Source organism: Leisingera sp. McT4-56, assembly GCF_020514995.1.
Lineage (GTDB): Bacteria > Pseudomonadota > Alphaproteobacteria > Rhodobacterales > Rhodobacteraceae > Leisingera > Leisingera aquaemixtae_A.
Genome location: NZ_JAJALF010000009.1, coordinates 1 through 24,701, shown reverse-complemented (window position 1 = coordinate 24,701; position 24,701 = coordinate 1). Strand labels below are relative to the sequence as shown.

The window sequence follows — 24,701 nt, the reverse complement described above, 5'->3', positions numbered from 1 at the left end:
TCATCCGAAACAAAACGCACAATCTATGACTGAGCTTACTTTTTCCAATAGTTTCTGAAACTTAGGAAAATTTTCGGAGCTTTGCTAAAAAACCTTTAGTCGTTCACCACCTGTTAACCCCCTCAAGGTTAATTCTGATGCTGCAAACAGGCGGAGCTGCGGATGACCGAAGAAGCACATTCTTCCACTCACCCCCCACTCCCACCCACCACGGAAGAGATCCGGCACTCCTGGCTTCGCCTTTTGCGCTCCAAACGGATCGGCCCGGTGACATTCCACCGGCTGCTCGCAGAATACGGTTCAGCGCAGAACGCGCTGGATGCGCTGCCCGAAGTGGCACGCTCCGCAGGCATCAAGGGGTATGAAATATGCCCTGCCAAAGCGGTCGACACCGAAATCAAAGCCGCAAAAGCCGCCAAAGCGCGGCTTTTGTGCTGTTCGGACCCCGAATACCCCCAACCCCTGGCCGGCCTGAAAGATGCACCGCCGGTGCTATGGGCCATCGGCGACCTGTCGGTGCTGAAGCGTCCGATGGTCTCCCTCGTCGGTGCCCGCAATGCTTCCTCGCTGGGGCTGCGCATGGCCCGCTCGCTGGCACAGAGCCTGGGCGAGGCCGGGTTTGCCGTGGTTTCGGGCATGGCCCGCGGCATCGACACGGCAGCGCATCAGGCCGCCCTGAAAACCGGCACAGTTGCGGTGCTGGCGGGGGGCGCGGATGTGATCTACCCCGCGGAAAACGCCCGGCTGGCGGCTGACATCAGTGAAACCGGCCTGCGGCTGTCGGAGCAGCCGATGGGGCTGACGCCGCAGGCGCGCGACTTCCCTAAGCGCAACCGGATCATCGCCGCCATGTCCAGTGCCGTGGTGGTGGTCGAGGCGGCGGCCAAATCCGGCAGCCTGATCACCGCGCGGGATGCGCTGGATTACGGGCGCGAGGTGCTGGCGGTTCCCGGCCACCCGTTTGACGCCCGCAGCTCCGGCTGCAACCGGCTGATCCGCGACGGTGCCACCCTGGTCCGCGACGCGAATGACGTGCTGGAGGCCTTGCCGCCGCAGATGGCAGCTCCGGTTCCGGCGCCGGCTCCGGATGACCTGCAATCGGCCCTGGCTGCATTGCCGCCTCCACCGCCCGAACGGCGCAGCCTGGCAGACACCCACGCGCTGCACCAGCAGATCCTTGGCAGGCTCGGCCCCTCCCCCACTTCGGAGATGCAGCTGATCCGCGATCTGGCGCTGCCGCCGCAGCAGGTGGCCCCGGCTTTGACCGATCTGGAACTGGAGGGAGCCATCCGCCGCCAGCCCGGCGGGCTGCTGACCAAAGCCTTCCCGGAGGAGGATCAAGACTGACCACGCTTGCGTCATGCGCCTGCCGGCAAGCGGAACAGGGCCTCAGCCGGGCTGTGCGGGGCACCGTTCCGGCAGCCCCGATTGGTGCCTTTTCCCGCCGCGTCCATTGCGCCCGGATTGACAATCCCCCCTTGCGCCCCACATCTTGCCCCGCCATAGAACCCGCCAAAGCGGTCCGAAGAGGTATCAGAATTTATGCCAGTAGTAGTTGTCGAATCCCCGGCCAAAGCAAAAACAATCAACAAATATCTTGGCTCCGACTATACGGTTCTGGCGTCTTACGGGCATGTGCGCGACCTGCCCGCCAAGGACGGCTCAGTCGATCCCGATGACGATTTCGGCATGACCTGGGAGGTCGCCAACGATTCCCGCAAGCATGTGAAGGCCATCGCCGACGCGCTGAAAGACGACAATGCGCTGATTCTCGCCACCGACCCCGACCGCGAGGGCGAGGCGATCAGCTGGCACCTGCAGGAGGCGCTGACCAAGCGGCGCTCTATCAAGAAGGACACCGCGGTCAGCCGGGTGACCTTCAACGCGATCACCAAGGAAGCGGTGACCGAGGCGATGCAGAACCCGCGCCAGGTCGACATGCCGCTGGTCGAGGCCTATCTGGCGCGGCGCGCGCTTGACTACCTCGTGGGCTTCAACCTGTCGCCGGTGCTGTGGCGCAAACTGCCGGGCGCGCGTTCGGCGGGCCGGGTGCAATCCGTCTGCCTGCGCCTGATCGTCGAGCGCGAGATGGAGATCGAGGCGTTCAACGCGCAAGAATACTGGTCGGTGCGCGCCAGCCTGGCAACGCCCCGCGGCCAGGAGTTCGAAGCGCGCCTGACCGTCATGGGTGGCGACAAGCTCGACAAATACAGCCTCAAGAACTCGACCTCTGCTGAAATGGCGGTGCAGGCCGTGGCCTCGCGCAAGCTGTCGGTGCTGTCGGTCGAGGCCAAGCCGGCGGCCCGCAACCCCTCTGCCCCCTTCATGACCTCGACGCTGCAGCAGGAAGCCAGCCGCAAGTTCGGCATGGGCGCGCGCCAGACCATGAATGCGGCCCAGCGCCTGTATGAGGCGGGCCTGATTACCTATATGCGGACCGACGGCATCGACATGGCGCCCGAGGCGGTGCAGGCCGCCCGCGCCGAGATCGAAAAGCGCTACGGCGCCGAATACGTGCCCTCTTCCCCGCGGATCTATAAGAACAAGGCCAAGAACGCTCAGGAAGCGCACGAGTGCATCCGTCCCACCGACATGTGCCGCGATGCCGCCAGCCTGAAGGTCTCGGACGACGATCAGCGCAAGCTCTATGACCTGATCTGGAAGCGGACGCTGTCCTGCCAGATGGAAGGCGCCCGGCTGGAGCGCACCACCGTCGATATCGGCTCTGCCGACCAGCAGGTTGTGCTGCGCGCAACCGGCCAGGTGGTGCTGTTTGACGGCTTCATGCGGGTTTATGAGGAAGGCCGCGACGATGTGGCGGACGAGGACGACAAGCGCCTGCCGCAGATCATGCAGGGAGAGGCGCTGAAATTCGCATCCTCCTTGGCGGCACAGGCGGAAAAGGCGGGCAAGGACGCGTCGGTTCTTTCCGAGGACGGCGCCGTGCTGGCGCTGCAGCACCACACCCAGCCTCCGCCGCGCTATACCGAGGCGACCCTGGTCAAGCGGATGGAAGAGCTGGGCATCGGCCGCCCCTCGACCTATGCATCTGTAATTACCACGATCCAGGACCGCGAATACGTCCGCAAGGAAAAGAACCGCCTGTTCCCGGAGGACAAGGGCCGGATCGTCACTATCTTCCTGCTGAACTTCTTCCGCAAATACGTCGGTTATGAGTTCACCGCCGATCTGGAGGAAGAACTGGACGACGTGAGCGCAGGTGCCCGCAACTACAAGGATCTGCTGGGCAAGTTCTGGCGCGACTTCTCTGCCGCCATTGCCGAGACCTCCGATCTGCGCATTACCGAGGTGCTGGACGTGCTGGACGACGCCCTGGCGCCGCAACTCTATCCGCCGCGCGAGGATGGCACCGACCCGCGCACCTGCCCGAAGTGCGGCGCAGGCCAGCTGCACCTAAAAACATCCCGCACCGGCGGGTTTGTCGGCTGCGGCAATTATCCCGAATGCAATTACACCCGCCCAATTTCCGGTGAAGGCGCCGAAGGCTATGAGCGCATCCTGGGCGAGGACGACGGCGACGAGATCCACCTGAAATCCGGCCGCTTCGGGCCTTATGTCCAGCGCGGTGAAGCCACCCCCGAGAACAAGAAGCCGCCGCGCTCCTCGCTGCCCAAACAGGGCAAGGATTTCCTGCCCGGATGGGGCCCGAATGAAATCACCCTGGAGCAGGCGCTGACCCTGCTCACCCTGCCGCGCGACATTGGCCAGCACCCGGACGGCGGTGCGATCCAGTCCAACCTGGGCCGTTTCGGGCCGTATATTGCGCATCAGCTGCCGGAGGAGGAAAAGCCGGTTTACGTGAACCTCAAGGAGACCCTGGACGTCTTTGAGATCGGCATGAACCGGGCGGTGGAGATGCTGGCCGAGAAACGCGCCAACCCGGGCCGCCGCGGCAGCCGGGCTGCCGCCAAGCCGCTGAAGGAGCTGGGCGAACACCCCGAGAGCGGCGGCGCCATCAACATCATGGACGGGCGCTACGGGCCATATGTCAAATGGGAGAAGGTGAACGCCACCCTGCCCAAGGACGTGGAGCCCAAGGACGTGACCATGGAGATGGCGATGCAGCTGATTGCCGAGAAATCTTCCAAAGGTGGCAAGAAGAAAGCCGCGGCGAAAAAGCCCGCAGCCAAGAAAAAGGCCGCGCCGAAGAAAGCTGCCGCCAAGGAGTGACCGCAGGCGGGGTGCTCCCGCCGACTCCGGGCGCATTGAAATGCGCCCTTACCGTTGGGCCCGGCGCCGCTGGCGCGGCGCGGGCGGTTTTCTTTGCCGGCCCCGCCCTCCGTTTCGCAGCGGGTCAAGGGCGGCGCAGCCGCCGCGCCAGCGGCGCCACGCCCGCGCCTTCCCCCCGGTCCCGGGCCGATCCGTAGAAATACGCAGTTTTCTCCGTATCGTTGACTTGCGCCCTTCCCGGCGTCAGAACCACAGTCAAACGGTAGTTGTTGGGAGAACTCCATGAAAAAGGTTTACGCCAACGCCGCCGAAGCGCTCGACGGGCTGCTTCATGACGGCATGCTGATCGCCGCGGGGGGCTTCGGCCTCTGCGGCATCCCCGAACTGCTTCTGCAGGCAATCAAGGACGCGGGCACCAAGGACCTGACGTTTGCCTCCAACAATGCCGGCGTCGACGACTTCGGTATCGGCATCCTGCTGCAGACCAAGCAAGTGAAGAAAATGATCTCTTCCTACGTGGGCGAGAACGCGGAATTCATGCGCCAGTACCTGTCGGGTGAGCTGGAGCTGGAATTCAACCCCCAAGGCACCCTGGCCGAGCGCATGCGCGCCGGCGGCTGCGGCATCCCGGGCTTCTACACCAAGACCGGCGTCGGCACCGTGATTGCCGAAGGCAAGGAGCACAAGGATTTCAACGGCGAGACCTATATTCTGGAGGAAGGCATCTTTGCCGATCTCTCCATCGTGAAGGCCTGGAAGGCAGATGACACCGGCAACCTGTTCTTCCGCAAGACCGCGCGCAACTTCAACCCGCCCGCCGCCATGTGCGGCAAGATCTGCGTGGCGGAAGTGGAGGAAATCGTGCCCCGCGGCGAGCTGGACCCCGACCAGATCCACCTGCCCGGCATCTACGTGCACCGCCTGATCCAGGGCGAGCACGAGAAGCGCATCGAGCAGCGCACCACCCGCAAGCGTGAGGAGGCTTGAACCATGGCTTGGGACCGCAACCAAATGGCCGAGCGCGCTGCGCAGGAGCTGGAAGACGGCATGTATGTGAACCTCGGCATCGGGATTCCGACGCTGGTGGCGAACTACGTGGGCGACAAGGACATCACCCTGCAGTCGGAGAACGGCATGCTGGGCATGGGCCCCTTCCCCTATGAGGGCGAAGAGGATCCGGACCTGATCAACGCGGGCAAACAGACCATCACCGAGCTGGCGCGCACCTCCTACTTCGACAGCGCGACCTCCTTCGGCATGATCCGCGGCGGCAAGATCGCAGCGGCGATCCTGGGCGCGATGGAAGTGGCTGAAAACGGCGACCTGGCGAACTGGATGATCCCCGGCAAGCTGGTCAAGGGCATGGGCGGCGCCATGGACCTGGTGGCAGGCGTCGGCCGCGTGATCGTGGTGATGGACCACACCAACAAGCATGGCGACAGCAAGGTGCTGAAGGAATGCACCCTGCCGCTGACCGGCAAGGGCGTGGTTGACCGCATCATCACCAACCTGGGTGTGCTGGACGTCGTGGAGGGCGGCCTGAAGATTGTTGCTCTGGCCGATGGCGTCAGCGAGGACGAACTGCGCAGCGCGACCGAGGCGACCATCGTAGGGTAATACCGGCACCGGACTGGCATAATCTGGCATAATACGGAGGCCCGCCTCAAACAGGCGGGCCTTTTGCCGTTCAGCCCCTTGCGCCTGGGCCCGGCCGGGCGCGGGGCCGCATTGTGTGCCATACCGCCCCTTCCGGCGGATTGACGATCTCCCACATGTACACCCGCTTGTTATACCAGTTGACGATCTTTTCTTCGCCGTTCTCGAACACCACCACGCAATAGCTGCCGTCTGCCGGATCGCAGCTGTCCCGGCCCAGCCAGGTCACGATAACCGGATCTGCCAGGTGCCTTTTGAACAGCACCGCCGCCTTGCTCATCTTGCCGGAGGCATAAAGCCCGCCTGCAAACAGTGCCGCCGCCAGCAGGATGAACCCCGCGCCGGAGAAATTCCGGAACGGGTTGGACCTGGCCACAGCCGGCGCGAGGGCAACAAAAACAAGCCGCCCGAAAAGACCGATCATTGCAATTGAGCCGATCAGGGCGGCATTGCCCGCCAGCCCCTGTGCACCCGCGGCGGCCGCCCACGGATCAACACTTAAATTCAATACCTGCCTCCAATGAATTGATGTCTGAAAATACGCCTCAGAAATCAGCCCATTCAGGCAAAGCGGGGGGCGTTCGCAACCCTTAATTGCAATTTTCTAAAAATACGCAACGTAAGGCGCCCACTAGCGGCGGTGCTAGTTCCGCATCTGGAAGACGCAGCCATCGGACAGGAGCAGAGGCGGTGTCTTGCACATGCCGCGCGCCACCTGGTAGGCGGCCAGCACCTTGGGTACGTAGTCCCGGGTCTCGGCAAAGGGCGGCACTCCCTTATGGGCGCGGACAGCCCCCTCGCCGGCGTTATAGCCCGCCAGCACCAGAATGGGGTCGCCGCCGAACTCGCCCATCAGCCAGTTGAGATACTTAACCCCGCCGGCAATGTTCTGCTTTGCCTCCAACGCGTCTGTCACTCCGAACCGGGCGGCAGTATCCGGCATTAGCTGCATCAGCCCCTGCGCCCCTGCCGGGCTGACAGCATCGGCCTTGCCGGCCGATTCCACCGCAATCACCGCCAGGACCAGGGCCGGCGAGACTTCGGTGCCAACGCTTTCCGTCAGGATCTGCACTCCGCGCTCTTGCACGATGTCCTGCATCAGCTGCAGCCTCGGTGCCCTCAGCCCTTTTGCCCCGCTCAGCGCTTGCATTGCATCATCAAGGCGCCCTGGGCCCGCGCCCTCAATACCAGGAGCGACTTTGTCCCAGAACCAGCCGTAGCGTCCGCGGGGCACCTCCTTGGCACTGGCGGACGCAGCTGGCACGGCAGGCGCTGGCTCCTCTTCCGGTTCCGGCGCCGGCTCAATCTGAATGGTAATGCGTTTGCCTGTGCCGGGTGCCGGAGGCTTGATGCGCTTTGCCTCAAACTGCGGAAACGGCCGGGGCTGCGCCTCCTGCCCCGCTGCAGCCAGCGGCAATGCACAAGCTGCCAGCGCCAAGACTGCTTTGCCGAAAGACATTGCCTTGCCTGCCTGTGGTTTCTGTTTGCCCCAGACTGGAAAACCTGGCGCCCAATATCCAGCATTCCCGCCCCGGAATCTGGCGTAACCGCCTTATTTGCCCCGGACTGGCGCCAAAATACCACTGACGGCGGCTTGATAACAAAAAATTAATACTGCGTTTTCTGCGCCTTAGATGGAATATTGCCGAAAAGTAAAAATTGGGCGCTGTTTTCCGGAATTCAGCCCAAATCCTGCCACGCTGCACTGGCTATATGTACTCATCCAAGCCGGACAGTGGTCAAGCAGGTGAGAGAGCAGACCCTGGCGAGAAGGCGGGATGTTGCAAATTCTGAGATCCTTTGGAGGGACCAAACCATGATCAAATTCTTCAAAAACTTCCGCAAAGACGAATCCGGCGCGGTTACCGTTGACTGGGTTGTTCTGACCGCAGCCGTCTGTGCTCTGGCCGGCGTCGTGTACACCGCGATCGAATCCAACTCCTCCGACCTGGCCGCTGATACCGGCGCTTACATCGCTGCATCCTCGCCGGGCACCGCCGGTGTTGGCGGCGGCACCACCCCGTAAGCATAAGTCAACGGCTGCGACTTATTTAGTCTGAATGAGCGGGGGCCGCGTCCTGAAACCGGGACGCGGCCTTCATGCTGAAATCTTAGCGACAAAGGGTTCCGTGATGCCATTGTTAAAGAGATTCCGCACAAGCGAGGATGGCGCCGTGACTGTCGACTGGGTGGTTCTGACTGCTGTTGTCGTCGGCCTGGTCGCCGCAGGCACCCTAGCCGTCACAGACGGAACCGGGGACCTTGCCGAACGGGTTGGCAGCTACCTTGCCTCGATCACCGTCGGATAATCCCGCCGCGCTGCAGCGCCCTGCACAGTAGGACTGCGCGCCGCAGCGCCTAGTATGTATCTGCCCGCCAAAGCCCCCGTGCGGATGCGGCTGGCAGCCATGGAGGTAACACAATGCGTGCAGTTTTTGGACTTGTGCTGATTGTCGGTGTCGCCCTCGCTGGCGGTGCCGTCTTGATGGCCAAGAATTATATCTCAGCCTACCAGGATGAATTGGCGCGCGAACGCGCCGCCCGTGCAGAGGCCGTGCCGACGGTGGAAGTCTACGTCGCCACCAAGGCATTGAAATACGGCGAGCGTCTCACCAAGGATGCGGTGCGCGCCGTGCGCTGGCCACAAAATGCCATTCCCGAAGGCGCATTCACCTCTGCCGATGAACTGTTCCCACCGCACGCCGGCGACAAGCTTCGTGTTGTGCTGCGCGCAATGGAAACAAATGAAGCTCTCATGGCGGTCAAGCTTACCGCCCCCGGCGAGGATGCAGGCATCACTTCGCGCCTTCAGCGCGGGATGCGCGCCTTTGCGATCAAGGTCGACGTCTCTTCCGGTGTTTCCGGGTTTCTGCGGCCCGGCGACAAGGTGGATGTCTACTGGACCGGCATGATGCCGGGTGCCGGCGGCTCGAGCGGCGAAGCGACCCGGCTGATTGATACCAACGTGGAATTGGTGGCCGTGGATCAAAGCGCTGGCGGCGATATCAATGGAGCCATTATCGCGCGCACCGTCACCGTGGCAGTGCGCCCTGAGCAGGTCGCTGCCCTGGCCCAGGCGCAAAGCACCGGGCGGCTGTCACTGGCTCTGGTCGGCGCCGGCGACGACACCATCGCCTCCTTCGTCGAAGTGGACCAGCGCAAGCTGCTTGGCCTGGGCGCCCTGGAAGCGCCTCAGGAGGTGGAAAAGGAAAAAGTCTGTACAATTCGCACCCGCCGCGGCGCCGAAGTTGTGACAATTCCGATCCCCTGCACAAACTAGATTTTCCATTCCAGCACAGCCTGTTACCTGGATCAGCCGCACCTTCAAAACGAAGGGCGGCTGATTTGCGTGTTGCCAAGGCCCCACAATTGCAGCGCTCCAGGAACAGCTCCGAAGCCATTGATTCTTGCAATAATTCGGGAACTGCACCACAGTGCGGACAAGAGCGGGCAAAAAGACCCGGGTATTGAGGCGTGATCGGAAAGGCAGGTCACATGGCAATTCGACGGTTCGTGGCGGCGGCCCTGGTGGGGCTCTCGCTTTTTAGCATACCGAATGCTGATGGGGCATCGGCACAATCTTTGCGGGTGGTGAAAAAGGGCACAGCGGCGACGCTGGATGTGCCCATGAACCGCGCTGTGGTGGTGGAGAGTGAAACACCTTTTGCGGAGCTCAGCATCGCCAATCCCAGCATAGCGGATATTTCATCCCTGTCCGACCGCACCATCTACGTGTTGGGCAAATCGCCGGGTCTGACCACGCTGACGCTGCTCGACGGCTCCGGCCGGCTGATCACCAACGTTGATGTCCGGGTTGCCGCTGATGTCACCGAATTCAAGCAGCGCCTGCGCCAGATCCTGCCCAATGAGAAAATCGAAGTGCGCACCGCCAATGACGGTATCGTGCTGTCCGGCACCGTCTCCAGCTCCGCCAGGCTGCAACGGGCCTTGGACCTGGCAGAGCGCTACGCGCCGGAGCGGGTCAGCAACCTGATGTCGGTCGGCGGCGTGCAGCAGGTGATGCTCAAGGTCCGCTTCGCCGAAATGCAGCGCTCGGTGTCGAAATCGCTGAGCGCCTCGCTGGGCTTCAACGGCGGAACCGGCAACGGCCGCACCGGCGGCTACAATACACTGAACACCTCTGGCTCGCTGGCCAACTCGCTGGCCGGCAACATCCCCGCCGCCAACGAGAACACCGGCGCCTTCCTGTTCGGCTTCAACGCAGGCTCCGTCCAGGTCAGCCTGCTGCTGGAAGCGCTGGAGCAGAAAGGCGTCGTCCGCACCCTGGCCGAACCCAACCTGTCTGCCCTCTCTGGACAAGAGGCCAAATTCCTGGCCGGCGGCGAATACCCGGTGCCGGTGGCGCAGGAAGATGGCGTGATCACCATTGAATTCAAGCCTTTCGGGATCGAGCTGAACTTCATCCCGCGGGTGGTCGACGGCGATCTGATCAATCTGGAACTGAACGCTGCGGTGTCGGCCATCGACCCGTCCAACTCGCTGGAGCTGAGCGGCCTGACCATTGACGCCTTCACTCGCCGCGAGACCTCCACCACCGTGGAAATGCGTGACGGCGAAAGCTTTGCCATCGCCGGCCTGATCCGCGACGAGTTCCTCGACAATTCCTCGCAGCTGCCCTGGCTGGGCGATGTGCCGGTGCTGGGTGCGCTGTTCCGCAGCGCTGACTATCAGCGCGAGCAGACGGAACTGGTGATCATCATCAGCGCCCATCTCGTCACCCCGACCCGCGGCGAAGCGCTGACCCTGCCCACCGACAGGGTGGCACCGCCCAGCGAGAAGGATCTGTTCCTGTTCGGGCGCACGTCCCGGACAAAGAACGGCCCCGCAGCTGAGGTGGCCAAGCAGGATTTCAACGGCTCGTACGGCTACGTGCTGGACTGATAGGAGTGGCACAGATGATCAGAACCGCTGCAATTCTTGGCCTTGTCCTGACCGCGGCTGCCTGCGAGCACGAGGCGGGTAGTGAACTGAACCGCAGGGGCAATTTTGGCGATGCCACCTTTAATAACGCCGCAGTAATGAGCGGCGAGCGCAGCTTTGCCATCCAGCTGGCGAGCCGGTTTGCCAAGGAAGTGCCCACAACAATCAACTTCGACTTCGACAGCGCACGTCTGGATCAGACAGCCCGCACAGTGCTGGATCAGCAGGCGCACTGGATCAGGCAGTTCCCCGAGGTGCGGTTCCGTGTCTTTGGCCACACCGACGCTGTCGGCAGCAATGCCTACAACAAAGCCCTCGGCATGCGCCGTGCCCGCGCGGCGGTGAACTATCTGGTGTCGCGCGGCATCAGCCGCAGCCGCCTGGAGGCCGTGATCTCTCATGGCGAAACACAGCCGCTGATCCCGACACCGGAACGCGAGCGCCGCAACCGCCGCACCGTCACAGAGGTAAGCGGCTTCCTAAAGCGCCACCCGACGGTGCTGGACGGGAAGTATGCCAAGATCATTTATCGCGAATATCTGGAAAGCGCAGTGCCGGCCACCACTCTGACCGAGCAGAAATCGCTGGAGCGCACTCTGGACTAAGCCGCAGCCGCCATACAGCGGTTACGAAGTAGTAACAATTCCCCATATTTGGGGATTTTTGGCCCCAATATCGCCTAGATTGCCACCGACATTGTTTCCAAGAGGCGGACTGTGCCCATGGCCCGGTCCGCCCAAGTGAACAAGGATGATGGCGATGAGCAGCGGTATGCCGCAAACAGAAACACCTGCGATTGTTGCCTGCACGATCAGCCGCGACGTGCAGAATTTCGACCTTCTGATCGAAGACATGGAAGCCGCACTGGGCGAGGCCTGGGGCGATCTGGGCTTTGCCGAGGCGCTGGCCTTCTTCAGCCAGGCTGAGTCGGAACCGTTGCAGTTTGTGGCCCTGGCCATCGACAGCGCCGACGAAGACGACCTGCCGCTGATGGGCGAAGTCATCACCCAGGCCAAGGCCCGGGGCATCAAGGTTATTCTGATCGCCGAAGATGTGACCCCGGCAGCGCTGCATACGCTGCTGCGCCAGGGCGCGGATGAATTCGTCCCCTACCCGCTTCCGGAGCAGGAACTGCAGGCAGCGATCGAACGCTTGCAGGCCCCCGCCCCCGCAGCACCGCAGAACACGCACCAGCTGCAATCCGGCAGCCAGCGCGAAGGCGCAGTCATCGTCTGCCACGGGCTCGCCGGCGGCACCGGCTCCACCAACATGGCAGTCAACCTCGCCTGGGAGCTTGCGGCGCTCAGCGAACGGGAAGAGCCCAGCGTCTGCCTGCTGGATCTGGACTTGCAGTCCGGGTCGGTCGCGACCTACCTCGACCTGCCCCGCCGCGAGGTGGTGATGGAAATGCTCAGCGAATCCGAGAACATGGACGAAGACCTGTTTGGCCAGGCTTTGCTGCCCTTTCAGGAAAAGCTGCAGGTCCTTACCGCGCCGTCAGAGATGGTGCCGCTGGACCTGCTGTCCCCCGAAGACATTTCCAGGGTGATCGGGCTGGCCCGCAGCCACTTCGACTTCGTGGTTATCGACATGCCGCATACGCTGGTGCAATGGACCGAGACCGTGCTGAACATGGCGCATGTCTATTTCGCGCTGATCGAACTGGACATGCGGTCCGCTCAGAACGCGCTGCGGCTGAAGCGGGCGCTGCAGTCCGAGGATCTGCCGTTCGAAAAGCTGCGCTTTGCGCTGAACCGGGCCCCGAAGTTCACCGATCTGACCGGCAAGAGCCGCGTCAAGCGGATGGCGGAATCGCTGGGCATCTCGATCGACCTGCAATTGCCCGATGGCGGCAAGCAGATCCTGCAGAGCTGCGACCACGGCCTGCCGCTGGCCGTGTCGGCCGCGAAGAATCCCTTGCGCAAGGAAATCGCCAAGCTCGCAGCCTCGCTGCACGAACTGGGCCGCAGAGAAGCAGAAGCCGCCTGAGCGGTTTGAATTGGGGGTGAGTTGATGTTTTCCAAGTACAAGAAACAGGCCGCGAAGCCGGTTGCTCCAGCACCGGAACCGGCAGCCGCCGCACCGGCCGCGGCTGCCAAGCCCGCCGTCAGCCTGCGGCGCCCGGTCCAGCGCAAGCCCGCCGAGGCGCAGCCTGCGGACAAGGAGCGCAAGCGCAAGGAGCGGCTCAGCGAAATCAAGATCCAGCTGCACCGGGAGCTTCTTGAGAACCTGAACCTTGCCGCCCTGGAACGCGCGGGCGAGGCCGAATTGCGCTCCGAGATTGCCAATATCGCGACGGAGATCCTGGCTGAAAAGAGCATTGTTCTGAACCGCGAGGACCGGCAGCAGCTGAACAAGGAGCTGTATGACGAAGTCACCGGCCTCGGACCGCTGGAAACCCTGCTGCAGGACGAGACGGTCAGCGATATCCTGGTCAATGGCCCGCATCAGGTCTTTGTCGAGCGCAGCGGCAAGCTGCAGCTCTCCGACATCACGTTCAAGGATGAGAAGCACCTGATGCGGATCATCGACAAGATCGTCTCTGCCGTGGGACGCCGGGTCGATGAATCCAACCCCTATGTGGACGCCCGCCTTGCTGACGGCTCGCGCTTCAATGCGATGGTGCCACCGATTGCGGTGGACGGCTCTCTGGTCTCGATCCGGAAGTTCAAGAAAGACAAGCTGGGCATCGACGACCTGGTGGAGTTCGGCGCCTTTACCGAGGAAATGGCCGCCTATCTGCAGGCCGCAGTGTCCACCCGCCTCAACGTGATCGTCTCCGGCGGTACCGGTTCCGGTAAAACCACCACTTTGAACGCGCTGTCGTCCTTCATCGACAACGCCGAGCGCATCCTGACGATCGAGGACACAGCGGAGCTTCAGCTGCAGCAGACCCATGTGGGCCGGATGGAAAGCCGCCCCCCCAACGTTGAGGGCAAAGGCGAGGTCAGCCCCCGCGACTGTCTGAAGAACGCCCTACGGATGCGCCCCGACCGCATCATCGTCGGCGAGACCCGCGGCGAGGAGGTGATCGACATGCTGCAGGCCATGAACACCGGCCACGACGGCTCGATGACCACCATCCACGCCAACTCCGCCCGCGACGGCATCTCGCGCTTGGAAAACATGATCGCCATGGCGGGCATCGAAATGCCGATCAAGGCGGTGCGCAGCCAGATCGCCTCGGCGGTGAACCTGATCGTGCAGGCCTCCCGCCTGCAGGACGGCTCCCGCCGCATGACCTCGATCACCGAGGTCACAGGCATGGAGGGCGACGTGATCTCAATGCAGGAAATCTTCCGCTTTCAGCGGGTCGGCCTGACCCCGGACAACAAGATCATCGGCCATTTCACCGCCACCGGTGTGCGCAGCCACTTCTCCGAGCGCTTCCGCCTCTGGGGCTATGACCTGCCGCCGTCGATCTACGAACCCACCGTGATGGAGCCGCGCTAATGGAACTGAGTGCAGAACCGCTTATCTATGGTGCGATTTTCTTTGGGGTTCTGGCCCTGATTGAAGGCCTGTACCTGTTCGTTTTCGGCAAATCCATCAGCCTCAACAGCAAGGTGAACCGCCGGCTGGAGATGATGGAGAAGGGCAGCAACCGCCAGCAAGTGCTGGAACAGCTGCGCAAGGAACTGGGCCAGCACACCAAGTCGCAGTCAATTCCTCTGTATTCCCTGCTGTCGGAACGGGCGCAAAAGGCCGCCATCGCCTTCTCCCCCAAACAGTTGATCCTGATTATGGCCGGTTTGGCCGCCATTGCCTTTATCGGGCTCAGCATCGGCACATCGACGCCGCTGCCGGTCCGCGTACTGGGCTCCGTCATCATCGGCGTCGGCGCGGTATTTTTCTGGGTCAACAAAAAAGCCTCCAAACGGATGATGATGATCGAGGAGCAGCTGCCCGACGCGGTGGAATTGATGGTGCGCTCCCTGCGCGTCGGCCACCCCTTTACCGCTGCCGTTCAGATTGTCGCCAATGAGGTCGAGGACCCGCTGGCAACCGAGTTCGGCATCATCGCCGACGAGTGCGCCTATGGCCGCGATGTGGGCGAAGCGCTCAAGGAGATGGCGGAGCGGCTGGATATGCAGGACATGCGTTTCCTCGCAGTGGCTGTGACCATCCAGCAGCAGTCGGGCGGCAACCTGGCCGAGGTTCTGGCCGGCCTGGCCAAGGTGATCCGCGCCCGCTTCCGCCTGTTCCGGCGGGTCAAGGCCATTACCGCCGAAGCGCAATGGTCAGGAAAATTCCTGTCCGGCTTCCCGCTGTTCTGCCTGGTCGCGATCCTCCTCAAAGACCCCAACTATTACGACAACGTGCTGGACCATCCCTGGTTCATCCCCGCCTGTTTCGCCGTGGGCCTAATGCTGACCGCCAACCTGTTCGTCATGCGGATGCTGACCAACATCAAAGTCTAAGGAGTGGACCGTGGATTTTGTTACCGGAATAAACGATTTCCTGACGTCTCAGTTCGGTGAGCTCGGCCCGCTCCTAGCGCTTGGCATTGCCGGATTGTTCATGATCCTGCTGGCAATTCCGCTGCTGATGAACCAGCGCGAGGACCCGCTGAAAAAGCTGCAAAAGAACATCAGGCCTGACACCCGGGAAACCCCAAAAAAGGAGCGTCTGCGCCAGTCCAGCCGCAACGAGCAGCTGCAGAAGTTCGCAAATTTCCTGGAACCGCAGGACGCGGAAGAGCTGTCGGCAATGGAACTGAAGCTGCGCCAGGCAGGCTATCACTCCAAGGATTCGGTACGGCTGTTCCATTTTGCCCAGTTCGCTCTTGGCATTCTGGGTCTCCTGGGCGGGTTGTTCTTTGTCTACGTGCTGAACGCAGACATCGACTATGACAGCCAGCAAATGGCAATCCGCATTATTGGTCCGGGCGCCGCAGGCTACATGCTTCCGAAATATTGGATCACCCGCCGGATCGAGGAGCGCAAGCAAAAACTCACCGAAGGCTTCCCCGATGCGCTGGACATGATGCTGGTCTGCGTCGAGGCCGGCCAGTCGCTGGACCAGGCCATTGTCCGCGTGGCCAAGGAGCTCCATGCCTCCTTTCCGGATTTGGCTTCTGAATTCGAGATGGTCGCCTATGAAATGAAAGCAGGTAAGGAAAAGGACAAGGTGCTGCGCGACATGGCCACCCGCTGCGGTGTGCAGGACATCTCCTCCTTCGTGACTGTGATGATTCAATCCGCCAGCTTCGGCACCTCGATCGCCGACGCGCTGCGGGTTTATGCCGCCGAAATGCGTGACAAGCGGGTAATGCGCGCCGAAGAGGCCGCAAACAAGTTGCCGGTGAAGATGACACTTGCCACAATGGGGCTGACAGTTCCGCCGTTGCTGATCATTCTTGTTGGTCCGTCGGTGCAGGGCGTCATGAATATGGGCAACTCAGGACCCCAGTAATGGCCAAGACGCATCGGGCGCCCCGCGCCCGCCTGCTGCAGATGACAGCTGCCGCCAGCGCCCTCGCGCTGGCGGCAGCATGTGCGCCAAGCGGTTTGAAACAGGACAAGGGCAGTCCCTGGGCCCCTGGCGAGGATCACCGCCAGCAGGCCGAAGACGGCCTGGTTGTCGGCCACAGGCTGATGGCCGCAGGCGAGCATGAGCTGGCGCTGGAGGCCTTCACCCGGGCTGCGCTGGACCACGGCCTGACGGCTGAGGTGCTGTCGGGAATGGGCAGCGCCAAACTCGGCCTCAGGCGGCTGGGCCAGGCTGAGGAACTGCTGCGCCGGGCGGTGGACGCCGATCCGGCCTGGCCGGAACCGATGAACAACCTGGGCGTGGCGCTGATGGAACGCGGCAAAACCGCCGAAGCGGTTCAGGTGCTCCAGCGCGCCTATGCGCTTGACAATGGCGAAAGTGACGCAATCCGCGATAATTTGCGCCTGGCCCTCGCAAAACTTGAAAATCCTGCGCATAGTGAGCCTCAACAAGAAGACTACAAACTGGTGCGGCAGGGCGGCGGCAGCTACCTGATTCGCCAAGCACCATGACAGAGGCAGAGCAGTAAAAGGGACGCACCAATGCGCCAGCAGTTTTTCCTATTCGCTTCTCTGGCAGGGGCGCTGGTCCTGTCGGCCTGCGCAGAGAAAGACGACACCGTTGAACGGGCCTTTCAGGAAGTAAATGTCATCGACGAGAGCAACCTCAACGATGTCATGCTGTCCGTGGCCGACCCGAATGAGGCGGTTGCGCATTTCCAGCGGACGATCAAGAACAGCCCGGACCGGATCGAATTGCACCGCGGCCTGGCGCATTCCCTGATCCGCGCCAAACGCAACACCGAAGGCACCGCGGCCTGGAAGAAAGTGGTGTCGATGAAAGGCGCAACCAGCGAGGACCGTGTCCAGCTGGCCGGTGCTCTGGTGCGCAGCGGCGAATGGGAAGCAGCCAAGACACAGCTGGATCAGGTCCCTCCCACCCATGAAACCTACGAGCGCTACCGGCTGGAGGCCGTGGTGGCTGACGCCGGCAAGGACTGGAAACGCGCTGACAGCTTTTATGAGATCGCCGTAGGGCTGACCACCCGTCCCGCCAAGGTGATGAACAACTGGGGCTATTCCAAGCTGACCCGCGGCGATTTCGCCGGTGCCGAGCGCCTGTTCGGCGAAGCGATCCGGCAGGACCAGACCCTGTTCACCGCCAAGAACAACCTCGTCCTGGCCCGCGGCGCGCAGCGCAACTACACCCTGCCGGTTATCCCGCTTGAACAGACCGAGCGCGCCTTGCTGCTGCACACGCTGGCACTGTCAGCGATCAAACAGGGTGACGTGAAGACTGGCGAGGGCCTGCTGCGCGAAGCCATCGAAACCCATCCGCAGCACTTCGAAGAAGCCTCGCGGTCTCTGGCAGCGCTGGAAAACGGCTGACCGATGCAATTCCCGGCCTATGCAGCCCAGTGGTTCCTGCCTTTTGTGCTGCCGCTTTGCTATACCGTGGCGCTGACTGATCTGCGCGGGATGCGCATCCCCAACTGGGCCGTTGATCTGCTGGCGGTGATCTATGTCGTCCTCGGGGCGCTGGTGATGCCAAGCTGGGCAGATTACGGCTGGCACCTGCTGCATCTTCCGGTCGGCATCGGCCTCGGCTTCCTGTTCTACTCTGCCGGGGCGGTCGGTGCAGGCGACGCCAAGTTCGCAGGCGCCGCCGCGCCGCTCTTCGCCCTTGGCGACCTGCGGCTCCTGATGATCATCTTTGCCGCAACCCTGCTGGCTGGATTTGCCGCCCACCGGATCGCCAAGCACACGCCCCTGCGGCAACTGGCCCCGCAGTGGCAAAGCTGGGAAACCGGCAAGAGCTTTCCCATGGGCCTGTGCCTGGGCGCCACCCTGGCGCTTTACCTGGGCCTGGCAGCGATGTTCGGCAGCTGAGGAAGCCGGCGCGGCGGCGCTGGTTGCTTAAACCTGTGCCGGTTTTCCTGCCTCCTCCGCGGAAATGCTGCAGCTCTGCCCCGCTGTTGCCACAGTCCTGAATAGTCTGTTTCCAGAACCGCCCCGTGCGCCGGGGCCAGATGTGGATTTCAGGGACAGGCACCGCCATGAACATGCAAAACCTCACCGTTGTGGCCCCTCCCGCCCCCAAGGGGCTGGAACAGATGCAGCTGCCGCTGGTGATGATGCGGGATATTCTGCTCAAGACCATTTTCCGCAAGAACGTGGAAAATGTGACCGAGATCGCCGAAGCCATCTGCCTGCCCTCTTCTGTCACCCAGGAGCTTGTGGACATGGCCCGCGAGCAGCGGCTGCTGGAAGCCACCGGCACGCTGAACGCCAACAGCGGCAATGAGATGGGCTACCAGCTGACCGACGCGGGCAAGTCACGCGCTCAGGACGCGCTCAGCCAGTCCGAATACTTCGGCGCCATGCCGGTGCCGCTGACGGTCTACCGCGAGCAGGTCAAGCGCCAGTCGATCCGCAACATTCAGGTGACCCGCGACCAGCTGACCAACGCCATGGGGCATCTGGTGCTGCCCAACAGCCTGCTGGACCATCTTGGTCCCGCCGTCAGCGCCGGCCGCTCAATCCTGATGTACGGCCCGCCGGGCAATGGTAAGTCCTCGATCTCCAACGGCATCCGCGATGCGCTGGGGGATCACGTCTATGTTCCGCGCGCCATTGAATATTCCGGCCAGGTGATCACGGTCTTCGACCCGATCGTGCACACCGAGGTCGAGCAGGAGCCGGAAGACCCCAACGCCCTGCGCCGCCGCCGCCGCTTTGACGAACGCTACGTGATGTGCGAGCGCCCGACCGTGATCACCGGCGGCGAGCTGTCGCTGGACATGCTGGATCTGGTCTACAACCCCACGGCGCGCACGTATCAGGCGCCGCTGCAACTGAAATCCACCGGCGGCATCTTCATCGTTGACGACCTTGGCCGCCAGGCAGAGCCGCCGCAGTCCCTGGTCAACCGCTGGATTGTTCCGCTGGAAGAAAGCAAGGACATCCTGGCGCTGCAATCGGGCGAAAAATTCGAGGTGCCCTTTGACACGCTGGTGATCTTCTCCACCAACTTCCACCCGAATGAGATCTTCGACCAGGCGGCGCTGCGCCGTATCTTCTTCAAGATCAAGATCGACGGGCCGAACCAGGAGAACTTCCTCAAGATCTTTGCCATGGTGGCCCGCAAGAAGGGCATGCCGCTGGACGAGGCGGCGCTAGTGCATCTGCTGAAGAAGAAATACCCGACGATCAACAACATCTACGCCAACTACCAGCCGGTGTTCCTGATCGACCAGATGATCTCCATCTGCGAGTTCGAGGGCATCCCCTACCAGATGTCGCCGGAGCTGATCGACCGGGCCTGGGCCAACATGTTCGTCAAGGACGAGCACATCGTGAAGTGATGCAAAGAGGGCGGGGTCATCCCCGCCCTTCTCGCTGACAGCAGTCAGAACTTGCCGTTGTCGTGCGCCATCTCTGCCGGGATCGGGCTGACGGTGTCCCAGTGCTCGACGATCTTGCCGTCCTCGACCCGGAACAGGTCGAAGAACGCCATCGGTGTTTCGCCCAGGCTGCCCTCGGAGGCGGTAAAGACAAAGTTCCCCTCGGCCACTACAATCGGCGTGCTGGTGTAGGCCAGCGCCTGGCCGGTTTCCGCCAGATGCTGGATCATGCCGCCAAGGGCCTCCAGCCCGTCGCCGATGTTCGGGTTGTGCTGCAGGTAGGTCTCTGTCGAGACGTAGCTGGTGATCTTCTCCGGCGCCTTGCCGTGCAGCACGTCGGCGACAAAGCCCTGCACCAGCGCCTTGTTCTCCGCCGTCTTGTCCAGATCCGTGACCTCGGCCGGGCCGTCGGTCAATGTGCGGCCCGAGGCGTTCGGCGCCATCGGCGGCTGCAGGTTGTCCCAATGCTCAGCCACCTTCCCGTCCTCGACTCGGAACACGTCAAAGGCCACCAGCGTTTCAGCGCCAAAGGCCTGCGCATTCTCATAGGTGCTGTGCAGCACCACCATGTCGCCCTCGGCAATCACCCGGTGCACATCCACCGTGATGCCGCTCTCCTTCAGCGCCGGAATGAACCCGATGATCGGCGCCGCCCCGGTCGGTACTGCCGGATTGTGCTGGATATACCCCGGTGCCAGCAGCTGCTCCGCTGCCTCCGGGTCAAACGAAGTGAAGATCGCCGCTACGGCATTCAGAACGAGTTCCTTGGCACTCATCGGATGTCCTTTCGAATCGCATTGTCGTGACACCTCAATGTGGTATTCTTTCTGCACCAGATATCAATTACGCACTATTTAGGAACCAGGTATGCTTCCAGTAACCGCCCTCTCCAAGGAACAGGCCGAGGACTGCCCGATCCGGCAGGTCCTGTCGCAGGTGACAGGCAAATGGCAAATGCTGATCGTGCTGGTGCTGGAGGACGGCGCGCTGCGGTTCGGCGCGCTGCGGCGAACCATCGGCGATGTGACCCAGCGGGTATTGACCGAGAACCTGCGCAAGCTGGAGCGTGACGGCTATATCACCCGCAGCGTCGATCCCGGCCCGCCGGTGGCGGTGTCCTATGCACTCACCCCCTTAGGGCAGGAGTTGCTGGAGCACATGAAATCCCTGACCATCTGGGCCGCCGGTCGGCATCAGCAAGTGCTGGACTCCCGCAACGCCTATGACAGCAAATGACATTGCAATAAGGTGCAAAGCCTCCCAGATTTCACAGGATGAGTGACACCGCCCCCGCCTTGCCTGCGGCCATTGAGAACTGGTTCTCCGCCCGCGGCTGGACCATCCACCCGCATCAGCACGCCATGCTGGCCCGGGCCGGGGCGCCTTGCACCCTGCTGATCGCCCCGACCGGCGGCGGCAAGACCATGGCAGGTTTCCTACCGACACTGGCAGAGCTGGCCCATGTAACCCACGACGGGCTGCACACGCTCTATATCTCGCCGCTCAAGGCGCTGGCCGCGGATATCAAGCGCAACCTGCGTGCGCCGGTTGAGGAAATCGGCCTGCCGATCCGCATTGATGACCGCACCGGCGACACGCCCGCCTCCCGCAAGAAGCGCCAGCGCGCCGACCCGCCGCATATCCTGCTGACCACGCCGGAAAGCCTGGCGCTGCTCACCTCCTACGAGGACGCTGCCCGCACCTTCAAGGGCCTCAGGCGGGTGGTGGTGGATGAAATCCACGCGCTGGCCGAAAGCAAGCGCGGCGACCAGCTGATGCTGGCGCTGGCGAGGCTGCAGACGCTGTGCCCGGACCTGCGCCGGGTGGGTCTGTCGGCCACGGTGGACGACCCGCAGGCCATCGCCGGCTACCTCGCCCGCCACCCCGACCCCTGCGATATCGTGCTGGCCGATCCGGGGCCGGCGCCGGACATCCGGATGCTGGAAACCGAAGCGGCCCCGCCCTGGGCCGGCGGCGGCGCGGGTTATGCGATCCCGGCGGTGATGGAGCAGATCAAGGCGCACAAGACCACGCTGATCTTCCACAACACCCGCGCTCAGGCCGAAATCTTCTTTCACAACCTCTGGCTCGCCAACGAAGACGCGCTGCCGATCGGCATCCACCACGGCTCGCTTGACCGGGTCCAGCGCGAGCGGGTGGAGGCGGCTATGGTCCGGGGAGAGCTGCGCGCCATCGTCTGCACCGGTTCGCTGGACCTTGGCATCGACTGGGGCGACGTGGACCTGGTGATCCAGATCGGCGCGCCCAAGAACGTGAAACGCCTGGTGCAGCGCATCGGCCGCGCCAACCACCGTTACAATGCGCCCTCCAAGGCGCTCCTGGTGCCTGCCAACCGGTTCGAGGTGGTTGAATGCCGCGCTGCGCTGGAGGCGGTGCGCGAAAACGATCTGGACGGCGCACCGCGCGGGCCCGGTCCCCGCGACGTGCTGTGCCAGCATATCCTGATCGCCGCTTGTTCAGGCCCGTTTGATGCAGATGAGCTTTATGCAGAGATGACCCGGGCCGGCGCCTATGCCACCCTGACCCGCGCCGCATTCGACGCCTGCCTCACCTTCTGCGCCACCGGCGGCTATGCGCTGAAAGCCTATGATCAGTGGCAGCGCCTGCTGCAGCGCCCGGACGGCAAATGGCAGCTGCGCGACCCGCGCGCGGCGCAGCGCATCCGCATGAACCTGGGCACCATCCTGGACGCTGACCTGATCAAGGTCCGCCTGAAACGCAGCCGCGGCGGCAAGCCGCTGGGCGAGGTGGAGGAGGCCTTTGCCGCCACCCTCACCCCCGGCGACACCTTCCTGATCGGCGGCCAGACCGTGCGCTATGAGGGCCTGCGCGAAATGACAGTCGAGGTGACCCGCAACCCCGGCAGGAAACCCAAGATCGCGGTGTTCTCCGGCACCAAATTCGCCACCTCCACGCAGCTCAGCACCCGCATCCTGGCGATGTTCAAACAGGACAGCTGGCCCGCCCTGCCCGGCCACACCGCAGACTGGCTGGAGCTGCAGCGCGGGGTCTCCGAACTGCCGCGCGCCGGGCGGCTGCTGATCGAAAGCTTTCCGCATGACAGCCGCGACCATATCTGCATCTACGGTTTTGCCGGGCGCAACGCCCAGCAGACCCTGGGCCTCTTGCTGACCAAACGGATGGAGGAACTGGGCCTGGATCCGTTGGGCTTTGTCGCCACCGACTACGCCACCCTGATCTGGGGGCTGCATGAGGTCGCAGACCCTGCCCCGCTGTTCGACCCGGAGGCTTTGCGCGACGGGCTGGAGGGCTGGCTGGCCGGCAATGCGGTGATGAAACGCGCCTTCCGCGGCGCTGCCACCATTGCGGGCCTCATCGAACGAAACACACCGGGCGCGCGCAAGAACGGACGGCAGGCGACGTTTTCCTCCGATATCCTCTATGACACGCTCAGGAAATACGACCCGGATCACCTGCTGATGGACATTACCCGCGAGGAGGCCATGCGCGGCCTGGTGGACTTCGGCCGCATCGAGGAGATGCTGGAGCGGACCCGGGGCCGCATCACCCTGCGGCGGCTGGAGCGGATCTCCCCCCTTGCCGCGCCTTTGCTGCTGGAGGCTGGCAAGGTCCCGGTCAAGGGCGCGGCAGAGGAGAAACTGCTTCAGCAGGAGGCCGCGGCACTGATGCAGCAGTCCGGCCTTGACCAGTTGCCGCAATAACCCTTGCCTGCCCGGTTGAGACAGATAAACCGGCAGCATGACCGGATACGACTTCACCCTCGCAGGCGCCCGCCTCACCGCTCTCGGCAGCGGCGCCCTGTGGTGGGCAGAGCAGCGCCTGCTCAGCGTCTCCGACCTTCACTTGGGCAAATCAGAGCGCCACATCCGGCGCGGCGGCAGCGCCCTGCCGCCTTATGAGACGCGGGACACGCTCGCCCGTCTCGCGGAGCTAAATTCTGCCTTGCAGCCAGACACGGTGGTCTGCCTGGGCGACAGTTTCGACGATGACGCTGCCTCGCAGGCCTTGCTGGATGCGGAGCAATCCCAGCTGGCCGCTTTGACGCAGAACCGCCGCTGGATCTGGATCACCGGAAACCACGACCCGGCACCCGCAGATCTGGGCGGCGAACAAATGGATGAACTGCATCTTGCCCCCCTCACCTTCCGCCACATCGCCGATCCTGCGGCCAAGGCGGAAGTCTCGGGCCATTACCATCCCAAGGCGCGGGTGCGCAGCGCCTCCCGCCCCTGCTTTCTGCTGGACCGGTCGCGGCTGATCCTGCCTGCCTTCGGCACCTATACCGGCGGCCTGCGCAGCACCGATCCCGCACTTGCCGCGCTGATGGAAAGAGATGCGCTGGCGATCCTGACCGGTGCGCAGGCGCTGCCGGTGCCAATGCCCCGCTAAGTGGCGTAGCGTCACACCCCTACGGCAGCCGTGTCTCCCTTATGCTGCCCTGCAGCAGCAGAAGGACACATGTGATGGACCACCGAATCCGCAGCAGTTTCGCCAGGCAAAGCATGATGCAGACCCTGGGCGCCGAAATCGAAAGCGTTGCACCGGGTGAAGTGGTAATCACCGCCCCGGTCCTGCCCGGCAGCCGCCAGCAGCACGATGTGGCCCATGCTGCCCTCAGCTTTGCGATCGGCGACACGGCGGCCGGCTATGCGGCGCTCACGATGATGCCGGATGACAGCGAAGTGATGACGGCGGAGATGAAGATCAACCTGCTGGCCCCGGGCGCCGGCGACTATCTGCGCGCAACGGGCAAGGTCATCAAACCAGGCCGGCGCCTGGTGATCGTCACGGCAGAGGTCCACGCGGTGACGGGCGAAGAGGAAAAGCTGGTCGCCCTCCTGCAAGGCACCATGGTGCCCGTCTCAGCTTAACCCCGCCCTTTTTCATCTTTCTAAAAAATACTCCCGCCGGTGGGGTCCGGCGGGAGCGTGAGTTTCAGCCGCTGCTGTTCTGCGCGCTTCAGGCGGTGAGGCCTTCCGGCTCAGCCAGGTTGTGGGCGCGGCAGCAGGCGGTG

Annotated in this window: 24 protein-coding genes; 21 read left to right on the top strand and 3 right to left on the bottom strand. The window is 63.1% G+C overall.

The genetic code is table 11. The features are described from left to right. The first annotated feature begins 162 nt into the window (after positions 1–162). The 4 genes from dprA to LHL23_RS11850 all read left to right on the top strand — a co-directional run bounded on the left by dprA (position 163) and on the right by LHL23_RS11850 (position 5,808). Entirely contained in the window at positions 163–1,347 is a 1,185-nt protein-coding gene (gene dprA / locus LHL23_RS11865) for a DNA-processing protein DprA (RefSeq protein WP_226430004.1), read from the top strand. 195 nt (positions 1,348–1,542) lie between these two features. Then, entirely contained in the window at positions 1,543–4,191 is a 2,649-nt protein-coding gene (topA, locus tag LHL23_RS11860; RefSeq protein ID WP_226430003.1) for a type I DNA topoisomerase, read from the top strand. Between the two features lie 282 nt (positions 4,192–4,473). Further along, the gene (locus LHL23_RS11855) at positions 4,474–5,178 is read left to right on the top strand and encodes a CoA transferase subunit A (protein ID WP_226430002.1); all 705 of its coding nucleotides are present in this window, start codon (positions 4,474–4,476) and stop codon (positions 5,176–5,178) included. A gap of 3 nt (positions 5,179–5,181) precedes the next feature. After that, the gene (locus LHL23_RS11850; RefSeq protein WP_222480572.1) at positions 5,182–5,808 is read left to right on the top strand and encodes a CoA transferase subunit B; all 627 of its coding nucleotides are present in this window, start codon (positions 5,182–5,184) and stop codon (positions 5,806–5,808) included. 70 nt (positions 5,809–5,878) lie between these two features. On the opposite strand, the gene LHL23_RS11845 is transcribed toward LHL23_RS11850, so the two are convergent. Beyond that, on the bottom strand, positions 5,879–6,355 hold the full coding sequence (locus LHL23_RS11845; protein ID WP_226430001.1) for a hypothetical protein: 477 nt from the start codon (positions 6,353–6,355) through the stop codon (positions 5,879–5,881). A gap of 135 nt (positions 6,356–6,490) precedes the next feature. Next, complete coding sequence (locus LHL23_RS11840) at positions 6,491–7,306, bottom strand: lytic transglycosylase domain-containing protein (RefSeq protein ID WP_226430000.1); 816 nt, start codon at positions 7,304–7,306, stop codon at positions 6,491–6,493. Between the two features lie 357 nt (positions 7,307–7,663). Between LHL23_RS11840 and LHL23_RS11835 the strand changes: the two genes are divergently transcribed. The 13 genes from LHL23_RS11835 to LHL23_RS11780 all read left to right on the top strand — a co-directional run bounded on the left by LHL23_RS11835 (position 7,664) and on the right by LHL23_RS11780 (position 19,645). Then, positions 7,664–7,873 (top strand): Flp family type IVb pilin, encoded by a 210-nt coding sequence (locus LHL23_RS11835; RefSeq protein ID WP_226429999.1) that lies wholly within the window; start codon positions 7,664–7,666, stop codon positions 7,871–7,873. 148 nt (positions 7,874–8,021) lie between these two features. Beyond that, complete coding sequence (locus LHL23_RS23500; protein WP_264181222.1) at positions 8,022–8,156, top strand: hypothetical protein; 135 nt, start codon at positions 8,022–8,024, stop codon at positions 8,154–8,156. A 113-nt stretch (positions 8,157–8,269) separates the two neighbouring features. Beyond that, positions 8,270–9,127, top strand: coding sequence for a Flp pilus assembly protein CpaB (cpaB, locus tag LHL23_RS11830; protein WP_226429998.1), 858 nt, complete (start codon positions 8,270–8,272; stop codon positions 9,125–9,127). Between the two features lie 215 nt (positions 9,128–9,342). Further along, a complete protein-coding gene (locus LHL23_RS11825) occupies positions 9,343–10,749 on the top strand; it encodes a type II and III secretion system protein family protein (RefSeq protein ID WP_222480561.1) in 1,407 nt (468 codons plus the stop codon). Positions 10,750–10,763: 14 nt separating this feature from the next. Beyond that, complete coding sequence (locus tag LHL23_RS11820; RefSeq protein WP_222480559.1) at positions 10,764–11,393, top strand: OmpA family protein; 630 nt, start codon at positions 10,764–10,766, stop codon at positions 11,391–11,393. Positions 11,394–11,547: 154 nt separating this feature from the next. Next, positions 11,548–12,777, top strand: coding sequence for an AAA family ATPase (locus LHL23_RS11815; RefSeq protein ID WP_222480557.1), 1,230 nt, complete (start codon positions 11,548–11,550; stop codon positions 12,775–12,777). Positions 12,778–12,801: 24 nt separating this feature from the next. Continuing rightward, positions 12,802–14,241, top strand: a complete 1,440-nt coding sequence (locus tag LHL23_RS11810; protein ID WP_222480555.1) for a CpaF family protein — start codon at positions 12,802–12,804, stop codon at positions 14,239–14,241. Continuing rightward, positions 14,241–15,209, top strand: coding sequence for a type II secretion system F family protein (locus tag LHL23_RS11805; protein WP_222480553.1), 969 nt, complete (start codon positions 14,241–14,243; stop codon positions 15,207–15,209). Before LHL23_RS11810 ends, LHL23_RS11805 begins: the two co-directional genes overlap by 1 nt. 10 nt (positions 15,210–15,219) lie before the next feature. After that, positions 15,220–16,203: a type II secretion system F family protein gene (locus tag LHL23_RS11800; RefSeq protein WP_222480551.1), complete on the top strand. Its 984-nt coding sequence runs from the start codon at positions 15,220–15,222 to the stop codon at positions 16,201–16,203. Continuing rightward, entirely contained in the window at positions 16,203–16,793 is a 591-nt protein-coding gene (locus LHL23_RS11795; protein WP_226429997.1) for a tetratricopeptide repeat protein, read from the top strand. Before LHL23_RS11800 ends, LHL23_RS11795 begins: the two co-directional genes overlap by 1 nt. Before the next feature lie 30 nt (positions 16,794–16,823). Next, positions 16,824–17,669, top strand: a complete 846-nt coding sequence (locus LHL23_RS11790) for a tetratricopeptide repeat protein (RefSeq protein WP_222480547.1) — start codon at positions 16,824–16,826, stop codon at positions 17,667–17,669. 3 nt (positions 17,670–17,672) lie between these two features. After that, positions 17,673–18,170 carry a prepilin peptidase gene (locus tag LHL23_RS11785; RefSeq protein ID WP_226429996.1) on the top strand — a complete coding sequence of 166 codons (498 nt, stop codon included), beginning with the start codon at positions 17,673–17,675 and terminating at the stop codon, positions 18,168–18,170. Positions 18,171–18,337: 167 nt separating this feature from the next. After that, positions 18,338–19,645 carry an ATPase gene (locus LHL23_RS11780; protein WP_226429995.1) on the top strand — a complete coding sequence of 436 codons (1,308 nt, stop codon included), beginning with the start codon at positions 18,338–18,340 and terminating at the stop codon, positions 19,643–19,645. Positions 19,646–19,689: 44 nt separating this feature from the next. On the opposite strand, the gene LHL23_RS11775 is transcribed toward LHL23_RS11780, so the two are convergent. Beyond that, positions 19,690–20,460 carry a nuclear transport factor 2 family protein gene (locus LHL23_RS11775; RefSeq protein WP_226429994.1) on the bottom strand — a complete coding sequence of 257 codons (771 nt, stop codon included), beginning with the start codon at positions 20,458–20,460 and terminating at the stop codon, positions 19,690–19,692. A 91-nt stretch (positions 20,461–20,551) separates the two neighbouring features. On the opposite strand from LHL23_RS11775, the gene LHL23_RS11770 reads away from it, so the two are divergent. The 4 genes from LHL23_RS11770 to LHL23_RS11755 all read left to right on the top strand — a co-directional run bounded on the left by LHL23_RS11770 (position 20,552) and on the right by LHL23_RS11755 (position 24,558). Then, the gene (locus LHL23_RS11770) at positions 20,552–20,920 is read left to right on the top strand and encodes a winged helix-turn-helix transcriptional regulator (RefSeq protein ID WP_226429993.1); all 369 of its coding nucleotides are present in this window, start codon (positions 20,552–20,554) and stop codon (positions 20,918–20,920) included. Positions 20,921–20,958: 38 nt separating this feature from the next. Continuing rightward, positions 20,959–23,388, top strand: a complete 2,430-nt coding sequence (locus LHL23_RS11765; RefSeq protein WP_226429992.1) for a ligase-associated DNA damage response DEXH box helicase — start codon at positions 20,959–20,961, stop codon at positions 23,386–23,388. A 37-nt stretch (positions 23,389–23,425) separates the two neighbouring features. Further along, complete coding sequence (gene pdeM, locus LHL23_RS11760; protein WP_226429991.1) at positions 23,426–24,076, top strand: ligase-associated DNA damage response endonuclease PdeM; 651 nt, start codon at positions 23,426–23,428, stop codon at positions 24,074–24,076. A gap of 74 nt (positions 24,077–24,150) precedes the next feature. After that, positions 24,151–24,558 (top strand): PaaI family thioesterase, encoded by a 408-nt coding sequence (locus tag LHL23_RS11755; RefSeq protein ID WP_226429990.1) that lies wholly within the window; start codon positions 24,151–24,153, stop codon positions 24,556–24,558. Positions 24,559–24,701 lie beyond the last annotated feature (143 nt).